This window comes from Phytomonospora sp. NPDC050363 (assembly GCF_040655735.1).
Classification (GTDB): Bacteria; Actinomycetota; Actinomycetes; order Mycobacteriales; family Micromonosporaceae; genus Phytomonospora.
The window spans coordinates 136646-163162 of the sequence record NZ_JBFAKK010000017.1 but is presented as its reverse complement, the minus strand read 5'-3'; the positions used below and the strand labels follow the sequence as shown (position 1 = coordinate 163162).

Annotated in this window: 24 protein-coding genes and 1 pseudogene; 19 read left to right on the top strand and 6 right to left on the bottom strand. The window is 70.3% G+C overall.

Annotation, left to right across the window (positions count from 1 at the left end):
* Window positions 1-260: 260 nt before the first annotated feature.
* Complete coding sequence (locus tag AB0I28_RS34755) at window positions 261-767, bottom strand: N-acetyltransferase family protein (protein ID WP_357499976.1); 507 nt, start codon at window positions 765-767, stop codon at window positions 261-263.
* 188 nt (window positions 768-955) lie between these two features.
* Here AB0I28_RS34755 and glmS point away from each other — a divergent pair, with 188 nt between their 5' ends.
* On the top strand, window positions 956-2815 hold the full coding sequence (gene glmS / locus AB0I28_RS34750; RefSeq protein ID WP_357499967.1) for a glutamine--fructose-6-phosphate transaminase (isomerizing): 1860 nt from the start codon (window positions 956-958) through the stop codon (window positions 2813-2815).
* 76 nt (window positions 2816-2891) lie between these two features.
* Here the strand turns inward: glmS and AB0I28_RS34745 are convergent, their stop codons facing one another.
* Window positions 2892-3968 (bottom strand): LLM class flavin-dependent oxidoreductase, encoded by a 1077-nt coding sequence (locus AB0I28_RS34745; RefSeq protein ID WP_357499966.1) that lies wholly within the window; start codon window positions 3966-3968, stop codon window positions 2892-2894.
* A gap of 211 nt (window positions 3969-4179) precedes the next feature.
* Between AB0I28_RS34745 and AB0I28_RS34740 the strand changes: the two genes are divergently transcribed.
* Both AB0I28_RS34740 and AB0I28_RS34735 read left to right on the top strand, forming a co-directional pair.
* Window positions 4180-5535, top strand: a complete 1356-nt coding sequence (locus AB0I28_RS34740; protein ID WP_357499965.1) for a hemolysin family protein — start codon at window positions 4180-4182, stop codon at window positions 5533-5535.
* A complete protein-coding gene (locus tag AB0I28_RS34735; RefSeq protein WP_357499964.1) occupies window positions 5532-6554 on the top strand; it encodes a hemolysin family protein in 1023 nt (340 codons plus the stop codon). Before AB0I28_RS34740 ends, AB0I28_RS34735 begins: the two co-directional genes overlap by 4 nt.
* Window positions 6555-6578: 24 nt before the next feature.
* Here AB0I28_RS34735 and galK read toward each other — a convergent pair whose 3' ends face one another.
* The 3 genes from galK to AB0I28_RS34720 all read right to left on the bottom strand — a co-directional run bounded on the left by galK (window position 6579) and on the right by AB0I28_RS34720 (window position 9731).
* The gene (gene galK / locus AB0I28_RS34730; protein ID WP_357499975.1) at window positions 6579-7721 is read right to left on the bottom strand and encodes a galactokinase; all 1143 of its coding nucleotides are present in this window, start codon (window positions 7719-7721) and stop codon (window positions 6579-6581) included.
* Window positions 7722-7818: 97 nt separating this feature from the next.
* Entirely contained in the window at window positions 7819-8904 is a 1086-nt protein-coding gene (gene galT, locus AB0I28_RS34725; protein WP_357499974.1) for a galactose-1-phosphate uridylyltransferase, read from the bottom strand.
* 53 nt (window positions 8905-8957) lie between these two features.
* A complete protein-coding gene (locus AB0I28_RS34720) occupies window positions 8958-9731 on the bottom strand; it encodes a DeoR/GlpR family DNA-binding transcription regulator (protein ID WP_357499963.1) in 774 nt (257 codons plus the stop codon).
* Between the two features lie 409 nt (window positions 9732-10140).
* Between AB0I28_RS34720 and AB0I28_RS34715 the strand changes: the two genes are divergently transcribed.
* From AB0I28_RS34715 to AB0I28_RS34700, 4 genes are all read left to right on the top strand, one after another.
* Entirely contained in the window at window positions 10141-10392 is a 252-nt protein-coding gene (locus AB0I28_RS34715) for a hypothetical protein (RefSeq protein ID WP_357499962.1), read from the top strand.
* Window positions 10393-10462: 70 nt separating this feature from the next.
* On the top strand, window positions 10463-11476 hold the full coding sequence (gene trpS / locus AB0I28_RS34710) for a tryptophan--tRNA ligase (RefSeq protein WP_357499961.1): 1014 nt from the start codon (window positions 10463-10465) through the stop codon (window positions 11474-11476).
* Between the two features lie 12 nt (window positions 11477-11488).
* A complete protein-coding gene (locus AB0I28_RS34705) occupies window positions 11489-12031 on the top strand; it encodes a 2'-5' RNA ligase family protein (RefSeq protein ID WP_357499960.1) in 543 nt (180 codons plus the stop codon).
* Window positions 12032-12128: 97 nt separating this feature from the next.
* Window positions 12129-13034, top strand: coding sequence for a YhjD/YihY/BrkB family envelope integrity protein (locus AB0I28_RS34700; protein WP_357499959.1), 906 nt, complete (start codon window positions 12129-12131; stop codon window positions 13032-13034).
* Here AB0I28_RS34700 and AB0I28_RS34695 read toward each other — a convergent pair.
* Complete coding sequence (locus AB0I28_RS34695; RefSeq protein WP_357499958.1) at window positions 12982-13395, bottom strand: hypothetical protein; 414 nt, start codon at window positions 13393-13395, stop codon at window positions 12982-12984. The two genes, AB0I28_RS34700 and AB0I28_RS34695, sit on opposite strands and share 53 nt — an antisense overlap.
* 165 nt (window positions 13396-13560) lie before the next feature.
* Between AB0I28_RS34695 and AB0I28_RS34690 the strand changes: the two genes are divergently transcribed.
* The 12 genes and pseudogenes from AB0I28_RS34690 to AB0I28_RS34635 all read left to right on the top strand — a co-directional run bounded on the left by AB0I28_RS34690 (window position 13561) and on the right by AB0I28_RS34635 (window position 26332).
* A complete protein-coding gene (locus AB0I28_RS34690) occupies window positions 13561-13929 on the top strand; it encodes a hypothetical protein (protein WP_357499957.1) in 369 nt (122 codons plus the stop codon).
* Between the two features lie 86 nt (window positions 13930-14015).
* A complete protein-coding gene (locus AB0I28_RS34685; RefSeq protein WP_357499956.1) occupies window positions 14016-14537 on the top strand; it encodes a SigE family RNA polymerase sigma factor in 522 nt (173 codons plus the stop codon).
* The gene (locus AB0I28_RS34680) at window positions 14534-15559 is read left to right on the top strand and encodes a hypothetical protein (RefSeq protein ID WP_357499955.1); all 1026 of its coding nucleotides are present in this window, start codon (window positions 14534-14536) and stop codon (window positions 15557-15559) included. The genes AB0I28_RS34685 and AB0I28_RS34680 overlap by 4 nt, the downstream gene beginning before the upstream one ends.
* A 150-nt stretch (window positions 15560-15709) precedes the next feature.
* Window positions 15710-16234 carry a SigE family RNA polymerase sigma factor gene (locus AB0I28_RS34675; RefSeq protein ID WP_357499954.1) on the top strand — a complete coding sequence of 175 codons (525 nt, stop codon included), beginning with the start codon at window positions 15710-15712 and terminating at the stop codon, window positions 16232-16234.
* Window positions 16231-17310, top strand: a complete 1080-nt coding sequence (locus tag AB0I28_RS34670) for a hypothetical protein (RefSeq protein WP_357499953.1) — start codon at window positions 16231-16233, stop codon at window positions 17308-17310. The genes AB0I28_RS34675 and AB0I28_RS34670 overlap by 4 nt, the downstream gene beginning before the upstream one ends.
* 120 nt (window positions 17311-17430) lie before the next feature.
* Window positions 17431-18486, top strand: coding sequence for a BMP family ABC transporter substrate-binding protein (locus tag AB0I28_RS34665; protein ID WP_357499952.1), 1056 nt, complete (start codon window positions 17431-17433; stop codon window positions 18484-18486).
* A 173-nt stretch (window positions 18487-18659) separates the two neighbouring features.
* Window positions 18660-19718, top strand: coding sequence for a BMP family ABC transporter substrate-binding protein (locus AB0I28_RS34660; protein ID WP_357499951.1), 1059 nt, complete (start codon window positions 18660-18662; stop codon window positions 19716-19718).
* 441 nt (window positions 19719-20159) lie between these two features.
* Entirely contained in the window at window positions 20160-21761 is a 1602-nt protein-coding gene (locus AB0I28_RS34655; RefSeq protein ID WP_357499973.1) for an ABC transporter ATP-binding protein, read from the top strand.
* Between the two features lie 260 nt (window positions 21762-22021).
* Window positions 22022-23230, top strand: coding sequence for an ABC transporter permease (locus AB0I28_RS34650; RefSeq protein ID WP_357499972.1), 1209 nt, complete (start codon window positions 22022-22024; stop codon window positions 23228-23230).
* A 4-nt stretch (window positions 23231-23234) separates the two neighbouring features.
* A complete protein-coding gene (locus AB0I28_RS34645) occupies window positions 23235-24515 on the top strand; it encodes an ABC transporter permease (protein ID WP_357499950.1) in 1281 nt (426 codons plus the stop codon).
* 120 nt (window positions 24516-24635) lie between these two features.
* A pseudogene (locus AB0I28_RS34640) lies at window positions 24636-25031 on the top strand (cytidine deaminase); the annotation flags it as partial.
* Window positions 25032-25054: 23 nt separating this feature from the next.
* Window positions 25055-26332: a thymidine phosphorylase gene (locus AB0I28_RS34635; RefSeq protein WP_357499949.1), complete on the top strand. Its 1278-nt coding sequence runs from the start codon at window positions 25055-25057 to the stop codon at window positions 26330-26332.
* Window positions 26333-26517: the final 185 nt, after the last annotated feature.

Sequence of the window (26517 nt, the reverse complement as noted above, 5' to 3'; positions counted from 1 at the left end):
GGACTCCGTCCCGAACCCTGCTGGGAGGCTCCGCCCCCAGACCCCCGCTGGAGCTCCGCCCCAGACCCCGCCAGGAACTCCGTCCCTGGACCCGGAATCGGGAGCTGGTTCAGGTGGTCATGGGGTCGCTCGTCGCCGGAGATTGCGGGGATGGAGCTTCCAGGTACATCCCAAACCCGAACCCCGAACCGCTCGCAGACCGGCCCGTCTCGGTCCGGCGCCGCCCTCCCTCACCCCCGTCCGCTACCCCACCGCCCTACCTACCCCACCACCCCGCTCCGCCGCTCCAGCAGCACCGTGTCCCGCCACCTGCCGTGCAGCTGCGCCACCCGTTCCCGTGTCCCCACGGTCCGGAACCCGGCCCCCGCGTGCAGCCGCAGGCTCGCCACGTTCTCCGGAAACACCGCCGTCGTGATCGTCCAGATCCCCGCCGCCTCCGTCGAGGCGATGAACACCTCCAGCAACCGCCTCCCCACCCCCCGCCCGGCCGCGTCGGGGCGCACATACACCGAGTGCTCCACCACCCCGCGATACGCCGGCCGCTTCGAGGTCGGCGAAGCCGCGATCCACCCCAGCACCGTCGTGGCGGACGGCACCGCCCCCAGACGGGGAGACGGATCCACCCCCAGCGCCACGAAGCGGTGGTGGGGCAGGCGGGACGTCCCGAACGCGGTCCAGTCGGGAACCTCGGTCTCGAAGGTGGCGTTGTGCGTGTCGATGCCCGACTGGTAGATCGACAGCACGGGCCAGGCGTGCGCGTCGGTCATGGCGGCGATCGTGATCGAGGGTGCCGTGGGCGTTGACATGGCCGTCCTCCTCTTAAGGCTGTGACCACACGTTATGCGGCCGATGTTGCCGCTCTGTTAACCCACTTCCATGCTGCGCGCAGCGGGCATGCGTGAACACCCCCCTATTACGCAAGCCTTCTGCGTGAAACTCGGGTACAGTCGCGGCCGTGTGCGGAATCGTTGGATACGTGGGAGCGCGCTCGGCGCTCGAAGTGGTGATGGACGGTCTGCGGCGGCTCGAATACCGCGGCTACGACTCGGCGGGCGTCGCCCTGCCCGTCGCCGGGGGGCTCTACGTCGAGAAGCGGGCCGGCAAGCTCGGCAACCTCGACAAGGCACTCGCCGAGAACAACGGCGAGCCCGCCCACCTGGAGGCGACCGTCGGGATCGGCCACACGCGCTGGGCGACCCACGGCGGCCCCACCGACCGCAACGCCCACCCTCACCGAAGCGCCGACGGCAACATCGCCGTCATCCACAACGGCATCATCGAGAACTTCGCCGTCCTGCGCGGCGAGCTCGAAGCCGGGGGCACCGAGCTGGCCTCCGACACCGACACCGAGGTCGTCGCGCACCTGCTGGCCGCCGAGGTCGCCGGCGGCGCCGACCTGACCGAGGCGATGCACCGCGTGGTCCGGCGGCTCAGCGGCGCCTTCACACTGCTGGCCGTGCACGCCGACGACCCCGACACCGTCGTGGGAGCCCGCCGCAACTCGCCGCTGGTGATCGGGCGCGGCGAGGGCGAGTACTGGCTGGCCTCCGACGTGGCGGCGTTCCTGTCGTTCACGCGCGAGGCGGTCGAGCTGGGCCAGGACCAGGTCGTCACGATCGGCCGGGACGGGTTCACCGTCACCGACTTCGCCGGCGAGCCGGTCGAGGCGCGCCCCTACACCGTCGACTGGGACGCCGCGGCCGCCGAGAAGGGCGGCTACGACCACTTCATGCTCAAGGAGATCGACGAGCAGCCCGCCGCCGTCGCCGACACGCTGCGCGGCCGGGTCACCGAGACCGGTGAGATCGCCCTCGACGAGGTCCGCCTCTCCGACCAGGACCTGCGCGACGCCGACAAGGTCTTCATCGTCGCCTGCGGCACGTCCTACCACGCCGGGCTGGTCGCCAAGTACGCCATCGAGCACTGGACGCGGCTGCCCTGCGAGGTCGAGCTGGCCAGCGAGTTCCGCTACCGCGACCCGGTCCTGGACCGCTCGACGCTGGTGATCGTCATCTCGCAGTCCGGCGAGACCATGGACACGATCATGGCGCTGCGCCACGCCAAGGAGCAGAAGGCGCGCGTCCTGGCCATCTCCAACACGGTCGGCTCGACCATCCCGCGCGAGTCCGACGCCGTGCTCTACACGCGCGCCGGCCTGGAGGTCGCCGTCGCCTCGACGAAGGCCTTCCTGACGCAGTTGGTCGCCTGCTACCTCGTGGGGCTGCACCTGGCGCAGATCCGGGGCGTGAAGTACGCCGACGAGGTCGCCGCCGTCCTCGAACAGCTCGCCGCGATGCCCGCCAAGATCTCCGCCGTCCTGGAACAGATGGATCCGGTGCGCGAACTCGCCCGGCGTCTCGCCGGGCAGCATCCGGTGCTGTTCATCGGGCGGCACGTCGGCTACCCCGTCGCCCTCGAAGGGGCGCTCAAGCTCAAGGAACTGGCCTACCTGCACGCCGAGGGCTTCGCCGCCGGTGAGCTCAAGCACGGGCCGATCTCGCTGATCGAGGACGGTACACCGGTCGTGGTGATCGTCCCGTCCCCGCGCGGGCGCGGGGTTCTGCACGACAAGGTCGTGTCGAACATTCAGGAGGTCAAGGCGCGCGGGGCGACCGTCATCGCCATCGCCGAGGAGGGCGACACGGCCGTGGCGCCCTACGCCGACCAGATCGTGCACGTCCCGGTCGTGCCGACCTTGCTGGCGCCGCTGCTGACGGCCGTGCCGCTCCAGGTGTTCGCGTGCGAGGTGGCGCGCGGTCTGGGTCTGGAGATCGACCAGCCGCGCAACCTCGCCAAGTCGGTGACGGTGGAGTAGCCCCAGGGCTTGTCTTGTGGGTCTTGTTGGCGAGATGAGCCCGCCGCAGCCCCGCAGTGACCCCACCGGACACGCTCTATAGGCCGTAGGCCTCGGCGATCAGCTCGTAGGAGCGCAGCCGGGGCTCATGGCCGTGCACGGTCGAGGTGACCATCAGCTCGTCGGCGCCGGTCCGCTCGACCAGCGCGTCGAGCCCTTCGCGGACCTGCGCGCCCGTGCCCGTCACGGCGTTCGACATCCACTGCGCGACGAAGTCGCGCTCGGCGGGCGTGTACGGGAAGTCCTCGGCCTCCTGGGCCGAGGGCACCAGGCCCGCCCGGCCGGTGCGCAGCTTCAGCATCGACAGGCCGAGCGAGGCCGCCGCGCGGGCGGCGTCCTTCTCGGTGTCGGCGGCCACGGCGGTCGCCGCGATCATCGCGTAGGGCTTGTCGAGCACCGAGGAGGCGCGGAAGGTGCGCCGGTAGAGGTCGAGGGCCGGGACGGTGTTGTCGGCCGAGAAGTGGTGCGCGAAGGCGAAGGGCAGGCCCAGCGAGGCCGCCAGCCGGGCGCTGTAGTCGGAGGAGCCCAGCAGCCACACCGGCGGGCGGGAGTGCTCGCCGACGCCGCCGTCGACCCTGCGCTGCACGGGGCCGGGGACGGCGTGGATGCGGTGGTAGGGGTGGTTTTCGGGGAAGGAGCCGTCGAGGAAGGCGGTGAGCTCGGCCAGCTGCTCGGGGAAGTCGTCGGCGCCGAGGCGCTCGGGCGTCAGGCGCAGCGCGAGGGTGGTCGCGCGGTCGGTGCCGGGCGCCCGGCCGAGGCCGAGGTCGACCCGACCGGGGGCCAGCGCCTCCAGGGTGCCGAACTGCTCGGCGATGACCAGCGGGGCATGGTTGGGGAGCATGACCCCGCCCGAGCCGAGGCGGATGCGCTCGGTGTGCGCGGCGAGGTGCGCCAGGATCACCGCGGGGGCCGAGCTGGCGATGCCGGGCATGGAGTGGTGCTCGGCGACCCAGAAGCGGTGGTAGCCGAGTTCCTCGGTGCGCTTGGCCACCGCCGTCGTGGTGGCCAGCGCCTGGGCGACGGTCAGCCCGCTGCCGACGGGCGCCAGGTCGAGGACGGACAGGGGGACCGGAGCGGTGCCGCGCTTGTGGCCGCGGATGGGGTCGGTATGCACGCAAGATGGAAACAGGACGGGGGCTCCGTTTGTTCCCCGGGTGAGTCCCGGCACGTCTCGGGCGTCACCTCGGCCACAAGCCCTCGATGGCGAATTCGAGCTCCGGTACCCTCTTCGGAATGCCGATCATGGACGATGACATAGAGGGTTGTAGTACTCAGCCGGGTTCGGCCCGGCTGACACCACGCATGACGCGACAGGGGGTGACGTCATGCTGATCCTCATCGGCGTGCTCGTCATCGTCCTGCTCACCGCGGCGACCGGCTATTTCGTGGCGCAGGAGTTCGCCTACGTCGCCGTCGACCGCAACCGCCTCCGCCAGGCCGCCGACGCCGGCGACAAATCCGCCGCGCGCGCCCTGGGCGTGACCCGGCAGCTGTCCTTCATGCTGTCCGGCGCGCAGCTGGGCATCACCGTGACGGGGCTGCTCGTCGGTTACGTGGCCGAACCCTACGTCGGCAACGGCCTCGCCGAGATCCTCGGTGGCGCCGGCGTGCCGACCTCGGTGAGCCTGTCGGTCTCGGTGCTCATCGCACTGCTGTTCTCGACGCTGATCCAGATGGTGTTCGGGGAGCTGGCGCCCAAGAACCTCGCGATCGCGCGGCCGGAGGCCCTGGCCCGCGCGCTGTCGCGCTCGACGGTGGTCTACCTCAAGATCGCCGGTCCGGTGATCCGCCTGTTCGACGCCGCGGCCAACAAGCTGCTGCGCTCGATCGGGATCGAGCCGGTCGAGGAGCTGCCGCACGGTGCGACGCCGGAGGACCTTGAGCACATCTTCGACGAGTCGCACGCCGGCGGGTTCCTCGACGCCGAGCTGTTCCGGCAGCTCGAAGGCGGGCTCGACTTCCGCAGCCTCGACGCCGGCCAGGTGATGACGCCGCGCGTCGACGTGCACACCATCGCCGCCGACGAGCCCGTCGCGCGCGTCGTGGGGCTGCTGTCGACGGGCCGCTCGCGCTTCCCGGTGACCGGCACCGGCGTCGACGACGTGGTCGGCGTCGTGAGCATCGCCGACGTGCTGCGCGTCCCCCGCGACGAGCGCGGCACCACGCTGGTCGGTTCGGTCGCCTCCCCGGCGCTGTTCGTGCCGGAGAGCCTGCCCGCGCCGGTGCTGCTGGAGCGGCTGCGGACCGAGAACCGCCAGCTCGCCTGCGTCGTCGACGAGTACGGCGGCCTCGCCGGGGTGGTGTCCTTCGAGGACGTCGCCGAGGAGGTCGTCGGCGAGATCCTCGACGAGGACGACAAGCCCGAGGCCCGCGCCCGCCGCCGCGGTGACGGCAGCTGGGTCGTGCCGGCCCGATGGCGCATCGACGAGATCGCCGAGGAGACGGGCGTGGAGCTGCCGGGCAACGGCGCCTACGAGACCGTCGGGGGACTGGTGCTCCAGCAACTGGGCCGCACCGCCTCGCCCGGCGACTCCGTCGACGTGCCGTTGGCGAGCGTCGACGACCCCGACGAGGAGGCCTCGCCGCCGCGTGTGGCGCGCCTGGCCGTGGTCGCCGTGCAGCGGCACGTGCCGCACACGATCGCGATGTCGGTCCGTGAAGAGAAGGGGGAGCGCGCGTGAGCACCGCCTGGGCGCTGATCGTCTCGCTGTTCCTCCTGGCCGCCAACGGGTTCTTCGTGGCCGCCGAGTTCGCGCTGGTGTCGGTCAAACGCCACCGTCTCGCCGAACTGGCCGCCGACGGGTCCCTGTCGGCGCGGCTGGCCGTTCGCGGCAGCCGCCACCTCACCGTCACCCTCGCCGGCGCGCAGCTGGGCATCACGCTGTGCACCCTGGGCCTGGGCGCCCTGGCCAAGCCGGCGATCGCGCACCTGCTCGACCCGCTGCTGGCCGCCACCGGACTGCCCGGCGGCGTGTCCTATGTGATCGCGTTCCTGCTGAGCATCGCCATCGTGGTGTTCCTGCACATGGTGATCGGTGAGATGGCGCCGAAGTCGTGGGCCATCTCCCACCCGGAGAAGTCGGCGCTGGCGCTGTCGGTGCCCTTCGAGGGCTACATCTGGCTCACCAAACCGCTGCTGCTGCTCCTCAACGGCGCGGCGAACCTGACGCTGCGGATGGCGAAGGTCACCCCGAAGAACGAGATCGACGACAGCCACAAGCCCGAGGACCTCGCCGTCCTGCTGCGGCAGTCGCGGGAGGACGGGCTGCTCCACGAGCAGCAGCACCGGATCCTCAGCGGCGTGCTGAAGCTGCGCGCGACGACCGTCGGCGAGCTGATGCGGCCCCGCGAGGAGCTGGTCACCGTGGGCCCCGAGGCCGACAACGACGAGGTCGAGCGCGTCTCGCTGGCCTCCGGGCGCTCGCGCCTGGTGGCCGTCGACGGCGACCGGCCGCTGGGGATCGTGCACATCCGTGACGCGCTCAAGCAGCCCACCGCCGGTGCCGCCGACCTGCTCAGCGAGCCGCTGACGCTGCCCGAGGACACGCCGATCTCGCGGGCGGTGGCCACCATGCGCGCCGAGCGCGCGCAGGTCGCGCTGGTCACCGGGACCGACGGCGCACTGCGCGGGCTGGTGGCACTGGAGGACCTGCTGGAGCAGGTCCTCGGCGACTTCGACGACGAGACCGACGCGATGTGACCGGGTGGGGGCGGCCCGCCGCCCCTACCCCAGAACCCTGCTACCCGCCGAGGCGACCGCCGGGAACGTCGCCGGCGGGGTGTACCCGGCGTCGACGAAGGCCTTGTGCACGGCCGCGGCGATCTCGGCGGACCTCGCCGTCTCGCACAGCGCGATGACGCACCCGCCGAACCCACCGCCGGTCATGCGGGCGCCGTAAGCGCCGGCCTCGACGGCGGCGGAGGCGGCCAGGTCGACCTCGCCGACGGTGATCTCGTAGTCGTCGCGCATGGAGGCGTGCGACTCGGTGAGCAGTTCCCCGAGCCGGTGCGGCTCGATGCCGGCCCGCAGCAGCCCCACGGTGTGCAGGACCCGCTGGTTCTCGGTGACGACGTGCCGCACCCGGCGGCGGGCGACGTCGCCGTCCAGGCGCGCCAGGGCCCCGTCGAGGCCGTCGAGGGTCAGGTCGCGCAGGGCGCGCAGGCCCAGGGCTTCGGCGGCCTTCTCGCAGTCGGCGCGGCGGGCGGCGTACTCGCCGTCGACGTGCCGGTGCGGTGCGCGGGTGTCGATGATGAGCACGCTCAGCCCGTGCGCGGCCAGGTCGAAGGGGACGTGTTCGGCCTCGCCGGTGCGGCAGTCGAGGAACAGCGCGTGACCCTCACGGCAGCGGATCGAGGCCGACTGGTCGAGGATGCCCGTCGGTGCGCCCACGTAGGCGTTCTCGGCCCGCTGGGCCAGTTTCGGGCCGGTCTCCTCGTCGAGGGCGACGCCGTACAGCTCGCACAGCGCGCCCATCACCGAGCACTCCAGGGCCGCCGAGGACGACAGCCCCGAACCGACCGGCACGTCGGAGGCCAGCGCCAGGTCGGCGCCGCCGATCTCGTGCCCGGCCTCCCGCAGGGCCCACACGACCCCGGCGACGTAGGCCGCCCAGCCCTCGACCTTGCCCGGCTCCAGGTCGTCGACGGTGAAGGTGACGCGCTCGTCGACGCCCTCCGACACGACCGTCCACACTGGATTGGGGACCTTCGCGGCGGCCGCGACGATGTCGTGCGGCAACGCGAAGGGCAGCACGAAGCCGTCGTTGTAGTCGGTGTGCTCGCCGATCAGGTTCACCCGTCCCGGCGCGGTCCAGCGGACCGTGGGGACCCGGCCGTAGGCGGAGATGAAGGACTCGGCGGCGCGCAGGCCGGTCGCCAGGGCGTTCACGAGTCCACCTCGCCGCGCGAGGCGACTGGGCGAACGCCGAGCGGCTCTGCTTTCCGGTCGGCTCGCTGACGCTCGTTCACAGGGACGCCTCCCGCAGCATCTTCGCGGCCTGCTCGGGCGCGACGTCGTTGATGAAGGCGCCCATCGCCGACTCCGATCCGGCCAGGAACTTCAGCTTGTTCGGTGCCCGGCGGGCGCTGTGCAGCTGGAGGTGCGCATACGACAGGTCGCGGCCGGTGCGCACCGGCGCCTGGTGCCACGCCGAGATGTAGGGCATCGGCACGCCGTAGACGGCGTCGAGGCGCCGCAGCACCTCCAGGTAGATCGGCCCGAAGGCCTCACGCTCCACATCGGACAGCGCGGGCAGGTCCGGCACGTGGCTGTGCGGGTAGAGGTGCACCTCGAAGGGCCAGCGCGCGGCGACCGGCACGAAGGCCGTCCAGTGCTCGTTGGCGGCCACCACCCGCTCACCGGCGGCCTCGGCGGCCAGCACGTCGGCGAAGAGGTTGCGGCCGGTGCGCAGCAGGTGCGCCTCGGCGGAGGCGAGCATGCGCCGGGTCGTCGGCGTGACGAAGGGGTAGCCGTAGATCTGCCCGTGCGGGTGGTGCAGCGTCACCCCGATCTCCTCGCCGCGGTTCTCGAAGCAGAAGACCTGCTCGACACCGTCGAGGCCGGACATCGCGGCGGTCCGCTCGGCCCAGGCCTCCATCACCACCCGCACCTGGCGGGGTTCCAGCGACGCGAAGGAGGAGCCGTGGTCGGGCGTGAAGCACACGACCTCGCAGCGGCCGGCCGCCGGGCGTCGCGGGGAGAGCGACTCCCCGTCGAGGGTGTGCCCGGCGGGGCCGGCGAAGGAGGGGAAGAGGTTCTCGAAGACGGCGACCTCGTAGCCGGGCGCCGGGATCTCGGTCGCCCGCTGCGGGGTCGAAGGGCACAGCGGGCACTCGCTGGCCGGGGGGAGGAAGGTCCTGGTCTGCCGGTGCGCGGCGACGGCCACCCACTCGGCGCGCAGGGCGTCGTAGCGCAGCTCGCCGGCCGGCGGGCGCGGCGGCAGGGCGCGGCCGTCCACGAAGGACGCCCGGCCGGAGTCGGGGGCGGCGTCGAAGTAGTGAATCTCCCGGCCGTCGGCGAGGGTGGTGGTGGAGCGGTGGATGCTGGTCAAAGTGGACAAAGCCGGGATGCCCTCATTCCGGGTCGGCGTCCCGCGGCCGGGGCTCACGCCTCGGCCACGAGCAGTTCACCGACGTGCTCGCGCAGGCCGGCGCGAGACGCCTCGGGCAGTCCCGCGTCGGTGACCAGCACGTCGGCCTCGGTCAGTTCGGCGATGGTGCGGATGCCGACCAGCTCCCACTTCGAGTGGTCGGCGAGCACGATCAGGCGACGGGCGGCGGCGACCATCGCGCGGTCGGTCTCGGACTCGGCGATGTTGGGCGTGGTGAAGCCCGCCTTGACGCTGAATCCGTGCACGCCCAGGAAGAGGGCGTCGACGTTGATGGTCGCCAGGGACGCCGTGGCGAAGGGTCCGACGAGCGCGTCGGAGGGGGTGCGGATCCCGCCGGTGAGGATGACGGTCTGGTCGGCGCGGCCGGAGCGGTAGAACACGTCGGCGACGGGCACGGAGTTCGTCACGACGGTCAGGCTCGGCACCGACAGGAGGTGGTGGGCCAGGGTCCAGGTCGTCGTGCCGCCCGACAGCGCGATGGCGGTGGCGGGTTTGACGAGCCCGGCGGCGGCGCGCGCGATGGCCTCTTTCTCGTTCTTCTGCTGCACCGACTTGGCCGCGAAGCCGGGTTCGTCGGTGGCGCCGATGTCGACGGCCGTGGCGCCGCCGTGCACCTTCGCGACGAGCCCCCGCTCGGCGAGCTGTTCGAGGTCGCGGCGGATGGTCATGTCGGAGACGCCGAACTCGGCGACGAGCTCGCTGACGCGCACCGCTCCGTCGCGGCGGACTCGTTCGGCGATGATGGCCTGGCGTTGTTGCGCGAGCATGACTCTCCCGGGGGCGGGACCGGCTGACACGATCCTGCGAGAGTAAACCAACACGACCCAACATGCCAATGGTGAGCGCGTGCGCATCATTCGCGCACGTTCCGGGGCGCTCAGGCGTGGCGGAGGCCTATTCACCGTGGATCTTGCGCATTCGGGCTCGAACGCGCAGCCCGCCCGGGTGTGGGAGATGGGCGAAGCTGTGCTTTTGGGGTTGTGTTGGATCTAGTGCGAGGTGTAAGCGACGGTTCCGAGGGCTTCCCCTCGCCCGAATCGCCCATTCGTCACACCGGTCGACCTTCAGGCTGCCGTCACCGCGCTCACGACGGCCGTCGCGCTGCCCGCCCGCGACGCGAACCCGGCCGCGCTCCCGCCACTGCCCGGCGGCGACCCGGTCACCGCGGCCCTCGACGTGCAGGCCGCCGTGGCCGCGCTCGTCTCCGGCGGCTGCCTGCCCGGTGCGCCCGACCCCGGCGCCGAGATCACCATCTGCGTCGAACTCGCCCTCGACCTCCAGCTCAACGTCTCGGCCGTGGTCGCGGCCGTCGTCAACGTCGCCGGACCCGACGCCACCGCCGCCGCGGCGGCCGCCGCGGACCTGTCGGCCACCCTCACCGCCCTGGTGAGCGGCAACTGCCTCACCGGTTCGCTCCCGACGCCGTAGGCGACGCGCGCGGGGCGGTGACGCACACCGGCGCCACCGCCCCGGCGGGCGACCTGACAGAATTCAGCCCATGGCCGAACCGCGCATCCCACGGGTCCTCTCCGGAATCCAGCCCACCGCCGAGTCCTTCCACCTCGGCAACTACCTCGGGGCGCTCCGCCAGTGGGTCGCGATGCAGGACACCCACGACGCCTTCTACTGCGTCGTCGACCTCCACGCCATCACCGCCGGGCACGACCCCGAGCAGCTGCGCCGCCGCCGGCGTGCCTCGGTCGCCCAGCTGCTCGCCATCGGCCTCGACCCCGACCGCTGCACCCTGTTCGTGCAGTCGCAGGTCCCCGAGCACACCCAGCTCGCCTGGATCCTCGGCGCCATCACCGGTTTCGGCGAGGCCAGCCGGATGACCCAGTTCAAGGACAAGTCGGCCAAGCAGGAACGCGCCAGCGTCGGCCTGTTCACCTACCCGATCCTGCAGGCCGCCGACATCCTCCTCTACGAGACCGACGAGGTCCCCGTCGGCGAGGACCAGCGCCAGCACCTCGAACTGACCCGCGACCTCGCCGGCCGCTTCAACAAGACCTTCGGGCGCACCTTCCGGCTTCCGCGGCCGCACATCGTCAAGGGCACCGCCAAGATCAGTGACCTGCAGGACCCCTCGGCGAAGATGTCGAAGTCGAACTCGGCCCCCGCCGGGATCGTCGACCTGCGCGACACGCCCAAGGCCGCCGCGAAGAAGATCCGGTCCGCCGTCACCGACACCGGCCGTGAGATCGTCTTCGACGAGGAGAACAAGCCCGGCATCGCCAACCTGCTCACCATCTTCTCCGTCCTCGCCGGGGTCACCGTCCCCGAGTTGGAGGCGCGCTACGAGGGCAAGGGCTACGGCGACTTCAAGGGCGACCTCGCCGACGTCGTGGTGGAGGCCATCACCCCCATCGCGAAGCGGACCGACGAGTACCTCGCCGACCCCGGCCAGCTCGACAAGCTGCTCACCGAGGGCGCGCGCAAGGCACGCGCGGTCGCCTCGGCGACGCTGGCGGACGTGTACGAAAAGGTCGGGTTCGCGCAGCCGGTGCGCGACTAAAGGACGGGTGGGGTGGCCGTGGCAAAGATCGGGGTCGCCATCGCGGTGCCCGAACCGTGGGGGAGCGAACTGCGCGATCACCGGATGGGCACCGGCGATCCGCAGGCGGCGGGCGTGCCCACGCACGTGACCCTGCTGGCGCCGGTGGAGATCGCCGACGCCGACATGCCGGGCGTCGAGGAGCACCTGGCGGGCGTCGCCCGGCGGCACTCTCCTTTCGCGCTGCACCTGCGCGGGACGGGAACGTTTCGTCCGGTGACGGAGGTGGTGTTCGTCGCCGTCGCCGCCGGGATCAGCGAGTGCGAGCGCCTCGCGGGTTCGGTGCGGACCGGGCCGCTGACCTATGAGGCGCGCTTCCCGTACCACCCGCACGTGACCGTCGCCCACGACGTCTCCGCCGAGCAGGCCGACCGGGTCTTCGACGAACTGGCCGGCTACGAGGCGCGCTTCGCCGTCGGCGAGTTCGTGCTCTACGCGCACTGGGGGGACGGGGTCTGGCGGGTGCAGCGACGCTTCGCGCTGACCGCTCCGGCGCCCTCCAACGGCTCGCGGTGACCGCCGTTTCCCCCATGTCCGGCACGTCCCGTGCGACCCGCGCGGAAACACCGGTGGGATCCCGTCACGCGTGGACGTCCTGCCCGATGATGTGCAGATGAGGTTTCCCGATCCGATCGACGCCGCCGAGCGCATGTGGATGCGGCTGCGCCGATTCTCGCCCCGGGTCGACCACTTCAGCCGCGCGATCGACCGGTTCTGGGACACGCAGGGCGCGCTGCTGTCGGCGGGCATCTCCTACTACGCCTTCTTCGCGGCCTTCGCGCTGCTGCTGGCGGCGTTCTCCGGCCTGGGGTTCGTGCTCGACGCGAACTCCAAGGTGCTGGAGACCGTCGAGGACTGGCTGACCACGAACCTGCCGACGATCGACGTCTCGCAGATCGTCGCCGCGCGCGGCACGGTCGGCATCATCGCCCTGATCGGCTTCGTCATCACCGGCATCGCGTGGGTGCAGGCGCTGCGCTCGTCGGTGCGGGCGGTGTGGATGCTGGAGCCCGAGCCGGGGCACCCGATCCTGCGCTGGCTGGTCGACCTGGGCGTCCTGGTGGCGCTGGGGATCCTGCTGGCGGTGACGCTGGGGGTCGGCACGATCGTCGAGACGGGTCTCAACTGGACGGTGAACGCCTCGGTCGGCGACGGCTACGGGTGGATTCCGACCGTCGGGGAGCTCATGATCGGCATGGCGACCAACACGGTGCTGTCGACGGCGCTGCTGACGGTCCTGCCGAGGCTGGCGATGCGCCCGGCGCGGGTGCTGTTCCCGGCGATCTGGGTGGCCGTCGGCCTCGAACTGATCAAGACCGTCGGCCGTTTCTACATCACCCGCGTCGAGCACAACCCGGCATACCAGCTGGTGACCGGAACCGTGGGGCTGCTGGTCTTCCTTCAGCTGTTCAACCAGATCCTGATGTTCGCCGCCGCGTGGACGGCGACGTCCCGCCGAGGCGGGGTCATCGACCTGTCCGGCCGCCCGCCGACCGTGGTGGCCGACGACCCGGAATGAGGAAGAGGGCGAACAGGGCCAGCAGGCCCATCGACAGCGCCGTCTCGACGCCGAAGGACAGGTCGCCGAGGCCGCCGCCGGAGCCGCCGCCCTCGGTCTTGGTGTTCTCGTTGTCCTCGTTGCCGCCGGGCATGGGGTTGCCCGGTCCCGGCTGAGGGGGTGTCGAGGGGTCGGCCGAGCCGCTCGGCTCGCCGCCTCCGGGGGACTCCGAGCCGCCGCCGGCGTCGTCCACCAGGGAGAACGGCGGGGCCTCGCCGGTGCCCGCGCGGTTGGAGAGCGCGGCGGGGAGGAGCATGGCCGCGCAGCCGACGACGGTGAGGGCCATGAAGGACAGGGATCCGAGCAGTGATCGTCGCGTCACTGTGCGCTCCGCCCGCATGCTCGGCCCCCTTTGCATATGGACACGCTATCGACTGTCGTCATCGGCGTCTGGCAGGCGTGCCAATGAATGTGCCGAAGATCTTGCCTCTTCGATGTATCCGCCGGACTTCGACGGCACGTAGAACCTCTGGCATACTGCCGTGCCATGGAGACTCTACGGCTCATCCTGAGGTACGCCCATCTGATTGGGTTCGCCGTGCTGCTCGGTGGCGCATGCGTCCAGTACGTCGCCGGCAGGTTCCGGATCAACGCGACCATGGCCTGGGGAGCGGGAATCCAGCTGCTCACCGGCATCCTGCTGTCGGCACCGCTCGGCCGCGACGAGGCCGACAAGCCCGACCCCGCCAAGCTCGCCGTCAAGGGCGTCGTCGCCGTCCTGATCGGCATCATGGTGCTGGTCCCCTACTTCCGCAAGCGCAAGGCCGCCGACGGCGCCGTGGTCCACAAGGGACACTTCATCGGCATCCTGGTCCTCACCCTCGGAAACGCCGCCGTGGCGACCTTCTGGCGCTGAGACCCGCCGAACTTCTCACCCGAACGTGCAACCTCCCGGACCCCCGCGCCCATTGATAGGTGCGACAAGCTCGGGAGAGGAACACGATGCGACGCTCTGAGAGGGACGCGCAGTACCGCGAATTCGTGGTGGCGCGCGTCGACGGCCTCCGGCGTTTCGGCTATCTGCTGACCGGTGACTGGCACCGGTCGGAGGACGCCGTCCAGACGGCGCTGACCAAGCTCTACGTCGTCTGGACGCGCGCTTCGAAGCTGAACACCGAGGCCTACGTTCGCCGGATCCTGGTGAACGTGGTCAACGAGGACCGCCGACGTGCCTGGTTCCGGCGCGAACGCGTCTCCCACTCGCTCCCCGAGCCGCCCCCGGCGGCCTCGGCGGAGTCCGGGGCGCTCCGCCTCACGGTCTTGTCCGCGCTCGCCCGCCTGCCGAAGAGGCAGCGGGCGGTCGTGGTCCTCCGCTACTGGGAGGACAGGTCGGTCGAGCAGACGGCCGAGATCATGCGCTGCACGACCGGGACAGTGAAGAGCCAGTCCGCGCGGGGACTACAGACGCTGCGCGGCCTGCTCGAAGGATCCGGACCGAGGCGGGCCGAAGGAGCAGTACGTTGACAAAGGACATTCGAGAACTACTGGACGAGACGGCCCGACACGACTCCCTCACCGCCTTCGACGCCGACGCGGCCGTCAAGCGCGGCCACGGAGCCCTCGGCCGGCGCAAGTTCGCCATCGGCGGCCTCACCACGGGCGTGGTGGCGGTCATCGCGGCGGCCATGGTGGCTTTGCCGGGCGTCACGGCACCCACCGGAGGTGGAGCCGACCCCGCGTCGCCGGGCGTGAACGCGGCGGATCCGAGCGTGGACACGGAGGACACGCAGCGCCCCGAAGGGCTGCCGAAGCTGGATCCGGAGAAGTACTACACCTGGATCGACGACGGCCTGTGGGACCAGGAAGGCAACATCATCCCCTTCGCCGCCGAGAGCACCGAGAGCACCGCGAAGTACGACGAGGCCTTCTTCGACCTCATCGACGAGAAGTTCGGCGGCTTCACCGAGGGCCCCACCCCCACCGAGTTCGGCCGGATGGAGACCCAGGTCATCAGCGGCGCGGAGCCCTATGAGGGCACCAGCGGCGAGTACGAGATCGTCGCCCACCGTCTCATCTACCGCCTGAACCTCGCGTTCGTCAACGGGCAGACCGACGACGGGCTCATCGCTTGGGGCAAGGACAAGGGTCCCTTCGAGCGCGTTCGCGTGGACGTGCGGGTCCCCGACCAGTTCACCACGGGCGTCGACGGCCCCGCCGACGACAGCGTGAAGGGCAACCCCGGCTTCTTCGACGTGATCGGCTGCAGCGACCGCACCGACGCCATTCAGGCCGGCCAGACCCGCGAGATCGATGTGACCTGCAGGGAGAAGACCACCGGGATCGGCGAGCGCTACATCGAGGTCACCGAGGTCGCCGACCCCGGCGGCGAGTACGAGATGACCGAGACCAAGCTCGTCCTCTACCGCGCCGACGGCAGCGCCGTCGTGGTCACCGACACCGTCGACACGCCGGGCATGGAGCAGACCTTCGACTTCGGTCAGCTTCTCCAGATGGCCACCGCCCTCCCCCTGGAGCCGGTGCAGTAACCCGCGAGCTCACCGCCCCCGCGAGCCCATGGCACGCGGGGGTTTTCGCGTGCCCGGGTTAGCCTCCCGGTTGCCTTCGCCGCCGTGACAACCCTTCGCCCGAGGGCGCGCGTACGTACCCCGACAGGTTCCGCGGGTGAAAGAGGACGCATGAGACACAGTGAGCGCGAAGAGGCGGAGTTCCGCGAATTCGTCGCCACCAGGCTGGACCGGCTGCGCAACTTCGCCTTCCTGGTCTGCGGCGACTGGCATCGTGCCGAGGACGCCGTCCAGGTGACCCTGGCGAAGCTGTACGTCGCCTGGCCCAAGACGGCGAAGATCTCCGCCGACGCCTACTCGCGGCGGATCCTCGTCAACGTCATCAAGGACGTCTGGCGGCGCGCGTGGTTTCGCCGGGAGCACTCCGACGTGGAGATCCCCGAGTCGGCGACGGCCGACCCGGCCACCGCGAGCGCTCAGCGCATGGCGGTCCTGTCCGCCCTCGCCAGGCTGCCCACCAGGCAGCGGGCGGTGGTCGTCCTCCGTTTCTGGGAGGACAGGTCGGTGGACCAGACGGCGGAGATTCTGCGCCTGTCCACCGGAACGGTAAAAAGTCACACCGCGCGGGGGCTGCAGGCGCTGCGCGGTCTGCTCGGAGAAGACCGATCGAAGCGGACCGAAGGGGTACGAGCATGAACGAGGAAGTGAAGAACCTGCTGAACGGCGCGCTGTCCCAACCGCCGCCGACGGCGATGGACGGTGAGTCGGCGGTCGCGGCCGGGCGCCGGCGGCTCGGGCGGCGTCGCTACGCGGCGGGCGGAGGCGCGCTGGCCGGAGTTGTGGCCGTGGCGGTGTCGATCAGCCTGGCGATGAACACGGTGGGGGGAGCGGCGCCCGACGCGGCGGCAAGTGCGACTCCGAGCCCGAGCGCGAGCCAGGGCGGGCCACCGCCGACCGGGCAGACGCCGGTGGATCTGCCCGCGCTGGACGACGGGGTCGAGTACTACTGGGCCGACATGAACGGTGAGTACACCTACAGCGTGGCCACCTCCGCCTATTCCGACGCGTTCTGGGGGTGGGTCGAGTCCAACCTCCCCGGCTACATCGATCGCTCCGACGACGTGGAGCACTACGGCGAGGAAGGGCCGGTGTACTCGGAGGAGGATCACGTCTCGGGCGCCCACTCGCTCTTCAAGCGCGAGGAGATCGAACTGGTCGAGTTCATCGGCGGCTCGGGCGATGACGCCAAGTGGACCGGTTACCGCCTTCCGGCCTACACCCTGATCGATGCCGACGGGTGGTACCCCGGCGTGAAGCTCCAGCTTCCCGGCTCGACCTCGGCGGCTGAAAGCCTCGGGGTGAGGGTGTGGCCGAAGGGTGGTTACACCGAGGGCACCCACCGTCCTGAGGACGGCTCGCCCGACCAGGAGGGCGTCTTCGACCTCATCGGCTGCGACGACTACGAGGAGGACAACGGCGCGAGTGCCGACCACTCCGTCGAGGTCACGTGCCAGGAGGGCGTCAACGCCGAGGGCGAGCGCTTCGTGACCTCCCGAACGGTCAGCCGGCTCATGCCCGACGAGGAGGGTCACGACGTCGCTGGAGCCGATGTGAGCTACTGGGTGGTCCTCTACCGCCTTGACGGAAGCGCGGTCGAACTCAACGTCGGCACCGTGCGCCAGTACCTCGACACCGACACCGCCGAACCGGCGATCAGCGTCGAGCAGCTCCTCGCCCTGGCCGAGGCGCTTCCCGACGTGTCTGTCGAGTAGCCCTCCAGCCCTTCCCCGCGAGCCTCCACGGCTCGCGGGGTTTTCCCATGTCGCCCACAGTGGACCCCGTCCACGCATACCATGACCATGCCGACAAATCGGGCCATACGGGGGTATGCGATGCGGGTACGTACGGGCGCCGGGATCCTGGCCGGAACGATGCTGCTCCTCACCGCGTGCGGCAGCCCGCCCGAAGACGACAGCGGGGGCGGCGGCTCCTTCAAGGCCTGCATGGTGACCGACACCGGCGGCGTCGACGACCGCTCCTTCAACGCCTCGGTCTGGCAGGGCCTCCAGGACGCCAAGGCCGCCGACTCCAACGTCGAGCCGTCCTATGTCGCCTCCACCACCGAGGCCGACTACGAGCCGAACCTCAACGCCGCCGTCGACCAGGGCTGCGGCATCGTCATCGCCGTCGGCGGTCTCATGGCCGACGCCACCGAGAAGATCGCCACGGCCAACCCCGACCAGCACTTCGCGATCGTCGACGCCAAGATCGACCTCCCGAACGTCTACTCGATGCAGTTCAACACCGCGCAGGCCGCCTTCCAGGCCGGCTACCTCTCGGCGGGCATGTCCCAGTCGAAGAAGGTGGCCACCTGGGGCGGCCTGAACATCCCGCCGGTCACCATCTTCATGGACGGCTACGCGCAGGGCATCGACTACTACAACGACAAGAAGAACGCCTCGGTCGACCTCCTCGGCTGGGACGCCGAGGACCAGAACGGCAGCTTCGCCAACAGCTTCGCCGACCAGACCGCCGGCAAGTCCCTCACCACGAACTTCGTCTCCCAGGGCGCCGACATCGTCATGCCCGTCGCCGGCAACTCCTCCCTCGGCGCGGCCAACGTCGCCGCCGAGTCGGGCGGGAAGCTCAGCCTGATCTGGGTCGACTTCGACGGCTGCGACGCCGCCCCCGACTACTGCCCGTATTTCCTCACCAGCGTCGTCAAGGAGATCCCCGAGGTCGTCTCGCAGGCCACCGTCGACGCCGTCAAGGGCAGCCCGCGCTCCGGCGTCTACGTCGGCACGCTGGAGAACAGCGGCGTGCTGATCGCGCCCTACCACGACTTCGACGCCAAGGTCCCGGCCGAGCTCAAGGCCGAGGTCGAACAGGTCGGCAGGGACATCACCGCGGGTACCATCCAGATCACCTCACCCTCACAGCCGTCCTAGGACCAACACGCATCAGGGTCCGGTTCGTCGCTTGGATTACGGCTCAGTAACCACTCGCCGACGAATCGGACTCAACCCTGTGTTCAGGCGTGCGAACACCACTAAGCTTCCGCCCTTGGACCACCGCGACGCGTGTGGCCATCAGGGAAGGGAGACGCAGGGTGCGTCCTGCTATGAAACTGATCGCCGCGCTGGCCAGCGGTGGTCTCGTGCTCGCCGTCGCAGCATGCGGCAAGGCCCCCGAGGATGACGGTGCCGGCTCCACGGGCACCGAGTTCAAGGGCTGTATGGTCACCGACCTCGGTGGCGTCGACGACAAGTCCTTCAACTCCTCGGCCTGGCAGGGCATGCAGGACGCCGCGACTCGCGACGCCAGCATCAAGGTCGACTACACGCAGTCGAACAGCGAGGCCGACTACGAGCCGAACCTCCAGGCGGCCGTCGACGGTGAGTGCGACCTGATCGTGGCCGTCGGCGGACTGATGTTCGACGCGACCAAGAAGCTCGCCGAGGCCAACCCCGAGCAGCAGTTCGCGATCGTGGACGCCAAGGTCGACCTGCCGAACGTGTTCTCGATGGAGTTCAACACCGCGCAGAACTCGTTCATGGCCGGCTACCTCGCCGCCGCCACGACCAAGACCGACAAGGTCGCCACCTACGGCGGGCTGAACATCCCGCCGGTGACGATCTTCATGGACGGCTTCGCCGAGGGCGTCGCGCACTTCAACAAGGTCAAGGACAAGAAGGTCGAGGTGCTCGGCTGGGACCCGGCCAAGCAGGAGGGCTCCTTCGCGGAGAGCTTCATCGACCAGCAGAAGGGCAAGAGCCTCACCGACACCTTCGTGTCGCAGGGCGCCGACATCATCTTCCCGGTCGCGGGTGGAACGGGCGTCGGCACCGCCAACGTCGCCAAGGAGAACCCCGAGCTGAGCGTCATCTGGGTCGACGTCGACGGCTGCAAGAGCCTCGCCGACTCGTGCTCGGTGTTCCTGTCGACGGCCGAGAAGAACATCCCGGCCGCCGTGACCGACGCCTTGATCGCCGCCAAGGGTGGCGCGAAGACCGGCCACTACGTGGGCACGCTGCAAAACCAGGGCGTCTCGCTGGCCGCGTTCCAGGAGAAGGCCTCCATGGTGTCCGCCGAGCTGCAGGCCGAGCTCGACACGCTGAAGCAGGACATCATCGACGGCAAGGTCACCATCGCGTCGAAGGTGCAGCCCGCCGCCGCGTAGTGCCCTGCCTGCGGTTATAACCCGCTTACAATGCGTACCGGGTGCTGGTCCTCGTGACCGGCACCCGGTACGACGGTTATCTTCTGAGCTCTGCAAGCGACTCGGACGGCATACGGAGGGCGCGGCGGCAGGACGGCGACACGTGGCGGCACGAGGATCGCGGCACCTGGAGGCGGGAAACCCCGGCGCCAGGTCAGCAGGGAAACCGCTCAGGGAAGCGCCCGTCCGGGCCCATTCCGAGTAGGCCTCCCCGCGAAGGCACCACGAAGGAAACCCGGACGCCCGAAGCACCATCTCGGGCACCGGGCCGACGTGAAGGCACCACTCCGGCAAATCCGGAGACCCGGCCACCACCCGGGGCTCCGGCCGAAGCGAAGGCACCGCCTCGGGAACCCGGCACCGGAGGCGGGGCCGCAGCCCGATCCCCTACCCGCAAGGCGAATTCGTTCGCCGCCGACCAGAGGCGCAGCGCCGACCAGCAAACACAGGAGGCTCCCCCTGAGACTCGAACTGCGCGGCATCACCAAGAAGTTCGGTGCGCTTGTCGCCAACGACCACATCGACCTGATCGTCGAGCCCGGCGAGATCCATGCGCTTCTGGGTGAGAACGGCGCGGGTAAGAGCACGTTGATGAACGTGCTCTATGGACTGTTGACGCCCGATTCGGGGCAGATCCTCATCGACGACGTGCCGCGCACCTTCGGCAGCCCTCGTGACGCTCTGAGGGCGGGTATCGGCATGGTGCACCAGCACTTCATGCTGGTGCCGGTCTTCACGGTCGCGGAGAACATCATGCTGGGCCGGGAGAAGAAGACCGGTCTGGCGTTCCTGGATCGCCGTGCCGCGCGCCGTGAGGTGCGGGAGCTGTCGGAGCGTTACGGCCTCGACGTCGATCCCGACGCCGTCGTGGAGGACATTCCCGTCGGCGTGCAGCAGCGCGTCGAGATCATCAAGGCTCTGACCAGTGACTGCGACCTGCTGATCCTCGATGAGCCGACGGCGGTGCTGACGCCGGGCGAGATCGAGGATCTGCTGGAGGTCATGCGCACCCTGCGCGATGACGGGAAGTCGATCGTCTTCATCACGCACAAGCTCAAAGAGGTCAAGGCGATCGCCGACAAGATCACCGTGGTGCGCCGCGGGACGATCGTGGGCAGCGCCGACCCGTCGGCGCCGCAGGACGAGCTGGCGGCGATGATGGTGGGCCGCGAGGTGAGCCTGACGGTCGCCAAGGACGTGGCGCAGCCGGGTGAGCCGGTGCTGAGCATCGAGAACCTCACGGTGACCGACGAGCGCGGCCAGCACGCCGTCGACGGTCTCGACCTGGAGCTGCGGGCGGGGGAGATCCTCGGCATCGCCGGTGTCCAGGGCAACGGGCAGACCGAGCTGGCCGAGGCGATCATGGCCCTGCGGCCGGCGGTTACGGGCACGATCCGCGTCAACGGTGTCGACATCTCGAACTCGCGGACCTCGAAGGTCATCGAGAGCGGTGTCGGCTACATCCCCGAGGACCGCAGCGCCGACGGTCTGGTGAAGCCGTTCTCGATCGCCGAGAACCTGGTGTTGAACCAGTACAACCGGGCGCCGTTCGGCGGGACCCTCACCATCAATCCCGAGGTCATCGCCCGTACCGCCGACGAACGCGTCGAGGAGTACGACGTGCGGACCCTGTCCTCGCGGGCGCCGGTGTCGAGCCTGTCGGGCGGTAACCAGCAGAAGGTCATCGTCGCGCGCGAGATGTCGCGGAAGCTGAACCTCCTCGTGGCCGCCCAGCCGACCCGCGGCGTGGACGTCGGCTCGATCGAGTTCATCCACAAGCGGATCGTCGCCGAGCGCGACACCGGGACCGGCGTGCTGCTGATCTCCAGCGAGCTCGACGAGGTCCTGGCCCTTTCCGACCGCATCGCGGTCATGTACCGGGGCAAGATCCTGGCGACGGTCGGCCCGGACACCCCGCGAGAGAAGATCGGCCGTCTCATGGCGGGCGTGAGCGATGACAGCCCGACCGCCGACAACACTGCGAGTAAGGAGCCGGGAGCGTGACCAAGCCGCCCGTGGAACCACCCGGTGAGGGCGACGCGCCCGACACGACCGGGAACGCGGTTCCCGAGCCCGAGGGTGCGGCGGCCGCGAGCCCCGAACCCGCCGCCTCCTCGCCCGACGCCGGACCGGTGACCGAGAGGGCCGAGGTGCGCGCCGAGAAGGAGGCGCTCCAGGAGGTCGCCGGGACCGGGACGGCCCCGCAGCCCGACCAGACCGTCGCCGTCGAGGCGCCCCCGGTCGAGCGCGAACGCCCCTGGGCGGTGCGCTTCCTGCGCTACCTGGTCACCGCGAACTCGGTGATGGTGACGATCTACTCGCTGATCCTGGCGATGGTCATCGGCGGAGTCCTCATCGTCGTCTCCGACGAAGAGATCCGCGGGATGTACACCTACTTCTTCTCCCGGCCCGGTGACGCGCTGTCGGCGAGCTGGACGGCGATCTCCGACGCCTACAGCGCGCTCTTCCAGGGCGCGATCGTCGACTTCACCCAGCTCGAACTGGCCTTCCAGGGCCAGGTCGACTGGACGAAGCTGCTGCGCCCGATCTCCGACACGCTCACCAACGCCGCTCCGCTGATCTTCACCGGTCTCGCCGTGGCGCTGGCGTTTCGCTCGGGCCTGTTCAACATCGGCGCCCAGGGCCAGGCCATCGCCGGCGCCATCGGCGCCGCCGTGGTCGGCTTCGGCCTCGACCTGCCGCTCGGGATCCACGTGATCGCCACGCTTCTCGGCGGCGCCCTCGCCGGCGCGATCTGGGGCGCCATTCCCGGCGTCCTCAAGGCCCGCACCGGCGCCCACGAGGTGATCACCTCGATCATGCTCAACTACATCGCCGCCTACGGGCTGCTGTGGGTGATCTCGACGGCCTTCGTGCACTCCACCGAGCGCACCGACGCGATCAGCAAGTCGGTGGACAACACGTCCTGGCTGCCCTCGCTGTTCCTCAACGCCAACCTGCGGGCCAACTGGGGCATCCTCGTCGCCATCGCGGCGGCCGGGGTCATCGGCTGGCTGCTGAGCCGCTCGACCCTCGGGTTCCGGATGCGGACCGTCGGGGCCAACCCCGACGCCGCCCGCACCGCCGGAATGAGCGTCGCGAGCACCTACGCCACCGCCATGGCCTGCGCGGGCGCGCTCGCCGGCCTCGGCGGCGCGACGATCATGCTGTCGAGCACCTCGCACGCGCTGACGCCGGCCGTGGTGGGCAACATCGGCTTCGACGGCATCACGGTGGCCCTCCTGGGCCGCGCGCGTCCCGTCGGCGTCGTCATGGCGGGCCTGCTGTTCGGCGCGATGCAGGCGGGCGGTGTGCGCATGCAGTCCGTCGCCGACATCCCCGTCGACATGGTGACCGTCCTCCAGGCGCTCATCGTCATCTTCATCGCCGCCCCGGCGCTGGTGAAGGCAATCTTCCGGCTGCGCCCCTCCCGGGGCGCCGGCCTGGACCTCACCATGGCGAAAGGCTGGTGAACCGATGACCACTCTCGCTACCGCGGAGGTCGCCGAGTCCAAGGCCGTCCACGGCTTCTGGACCCGCTCGGTCAAGGGCGGGCTCACCTACATCGCCCTCGGCCTCATCGCGATCTGGTTCGGCACACGCGTCGAGTCCGGCGCGAACGCCGTCTTCAAGATCTTCTGGACCGGCGAGGACATCGAGGTCAAACTTCCGGCCGCGGCGACCGTCTTCGCCCTGGCCGGGATCTGCGTCATCGTCGGCGCGCTGCTCGTCTCGCCGCTGGGCGCCGGGATGTTCACCGGCGGCACCGCGATCGCGCTGACCGCCTTCACGCTCGCCTTCGTGTGCTTCTCCATCGCCAAACCGGGCGTCTTCCTGCCGGTGACGGCGACGATGCAGGGCGCGCTGTTCCTGGCGCTCCCGCTGATCCTCGGCGCGCTGTGCGGCGTGCTCTGCGAACGCTCCGGTGTCATCAACGTCGCCATCGAGGGCCAGTTCCTCGTCGGCGCCTTCACCGGCGCCCTCATCGGCACGCTGACCGCCAGCGCGTGGGCCGGCCTCATCGCCGGCGCGCTCGCCGGCTGCCTCATCGGCCTGTTCCTGGCCGTCCTGGCGATCCGCTACCTCGTCGACCAGGTCGTCCTCGGTGTCGTGCTGAACCTGCTGGCGCTGGGCCTGACCGGCTTCCTGTACGAGCGGATCATGCAGCAGGCCGCCGAGCAGTACAACTCGCCGCCGCGCCTTGGCGATTGGACCGTGCCGCTGCTGTCGGACATCCCGGTGATCGGACCGGCCCTGTTCGACCAGAACATCTTCACGTACATGGCCGTCGCGCTCGTCGCGATCGTGTACGTGGCGCTGTTCCACACGCCCTTCGGTCTGCGCACCCGCGCGGTCGGCGAGCACCCGGCGGCGGCCGACTCGGTCGGCGTGCGGGTCAACTGGGTGCGTTTCCGCAACGTCCTCATGGGCGGCCTGATCGCCGGTGTCGGCGGCGCGTTCTTCACCATCGGCTCGGCGATCGCGTTCAACAAGAACATGACCGTCGGCAAGGGCTTCATCGCCCTGGCGGTGCTGATCGTGGGCCGCTGGAACCCGATCGGTGCCCTGCTGGGCGCGCTGCTGTTCGGGTTCACCGACCAGCTGCAGATCTTCCTCAGCTCCATGCCGGGCGGTTCGCCGATCCCCTCGCAGTTCCTGTCGATGCTGCCCTACATCGTGACGATCTTCGCCGTGGCGGGGCTCGTCGGGAAAGTGAGGGCCCCGGCGGCCGACGGGGTGCCATACGTGAAGTCCTGATCTGCGCGAACGGCGCGGACGTCCCCTTCGCGGGGTGTCCGCGCCGTTCGCGCGTTCGGGCCGGTGAGTTTTCCGGCCGGTTTCGGCCCGCGACCCGCCCCGGGCGGGCGAGCATCATCTCTGGAGGTTGCCTTGGACATCGACTGGAACGGCCTGCGCGCCGAGGCCGTCGCCGCGATGCGGCGGGCCTACGCGCCTTACTCGAAGTACCCCGTGGGCGCCGCCGGGCTGGTCGTGGCCGCCGACGGGACCGAGCGCGTGGTCTCGGGCTGCAACGTGGAGAACGCCTCCTACGGGCTGACACTGTGCGCCGAGTGCGGCCTGGTCTCGGCGATCCACGACAGCGGCGGCGGGCGCCTGGTCGCGATGGCCTGCGTCGACGGCGGCGGGAACCCGCTGACGCCTTGCGGACGCTGCCGGCAGCTGCTCTTCGAGCACGGCGGCCCCGAATGCCTCATCGACTCCGCCGAGGGGCCGCTGCGCATAATTGATCTTCTTCCGGGCGCCTTCGGCCCCGACCACCTCAGCAGGGAGACGTCGTGAGTTTCAGCGCGGTCGAGATCATCCGCACCAAGCGGGACAAGGGTGTTCTCGGCGACGACCAGATCGACTGGGTCATCGACGCGTACACGCGCGGGACCGTCGCCGACGAGCAGATGTCGGCGCTGGCGATGGCGATCTTCCTCAACGGCGCCACCGACGCCGAGATCGCCCGCTGGACGCAGGCGATGATCGCCTCCGGCGAGCGCCTCGACTTGTCGGGTGTGGGCATGCCGACCGTCGACAAGCATTCGACCGGCGGTGTCGGCGACAAGATCACGCTTCCGCTGGCGCCGCTGGTCGCCGCGCACGGTGTGGCCGTTCCGCAGCTCTCGGGCCGCGGTCTGGGGCACACCGGCGGGACACTCGACAAGCTGGAGACCATTCCCGGCTTCCGGACGGCGCTGTCGAACGAGGAGTTCATCGACCAGATGCGCCGGGTCGGCGCGGTGGTCTGCGCGGCGAGCGAGTCGCTGGCCCCGGCCGACCGGCGCCTGTACGCGCTGCGGGACGTGACGGGGACGGTGGAGTCGATTCCGCTGATCGCGTCGTCGATCATGAGCAAGAAGATCGCCGAGGGCACCGACGCGCTGGTCTTGGACGTGAAGGTCGGTTCGGGCGCGTTCATGAAGGAGATCGGTCCGGCGCGTGAGCTGGCCGAGACGATGGTCCGGCTCGGCGGCGCGCACGGGGTGCGGACGGTGGCGCTGCTGACCGACATGTCGACGCCGCTGGGGCGCACGGCGGGCAACGCCCTTGAGGTGCGCGAGTCGGTGGAGGTACTGGCGGGCGGGGGACCGGCCGACGTGGTCGAGCTGACGGTCGCGCTGGCCCGGGAGATGCTGGCGCTGGCCGGTGTCGACGCCGATCCGGCGAAGGCCCTCTCCGACGGCCGCGCGATGGACGCCTGGCGGTCGATGGTCGAGGCGCAGGGCGGCGATCCCGACGCCGAGCTGCCGGTCGCCGAGGAGTCCGACGACGTGGTGGCCGAGTCGGACGGTGTGGTGACCCGGATGGACGCCTACGCCGTCGGTGTGGCCGCCTGGCGTCTGGGTGCCGGCCGGGCGCGCAAGGAGGACAAGGTGTCGGCGGGGGCCGGTGTGGAGATCCTGCGGGCCGTGGGGGAGACCGTGCGGGCCGGTGAGCCGATCCTGCGGCTGCACGCCGACGCCGGGGAGACCGCGCGCTTCGCCGCGGCCCGGCAGGTCCTCGAAGGCGCCGTCGACGTCGGCGGGGACTCTGTCTCGCGCACGATGCTGATCGACCGGATCGCCTGACCCGGCTTGCGGATCGGGATTCGGCGCGGTCACGCCGAGTCCTGGTCTCTTGTCTCACGGTGGTTTTCCGGGGTGCTGAAAAGGCGGGGCCGAAAGTCCCTGTTGCGGGTGCGTTAATTTCGCGTCGGTTCTCCGTGCAAAGCTCACCAGCGCATGTCGTCTTGCTCACTGTTCGCAGCCATTAG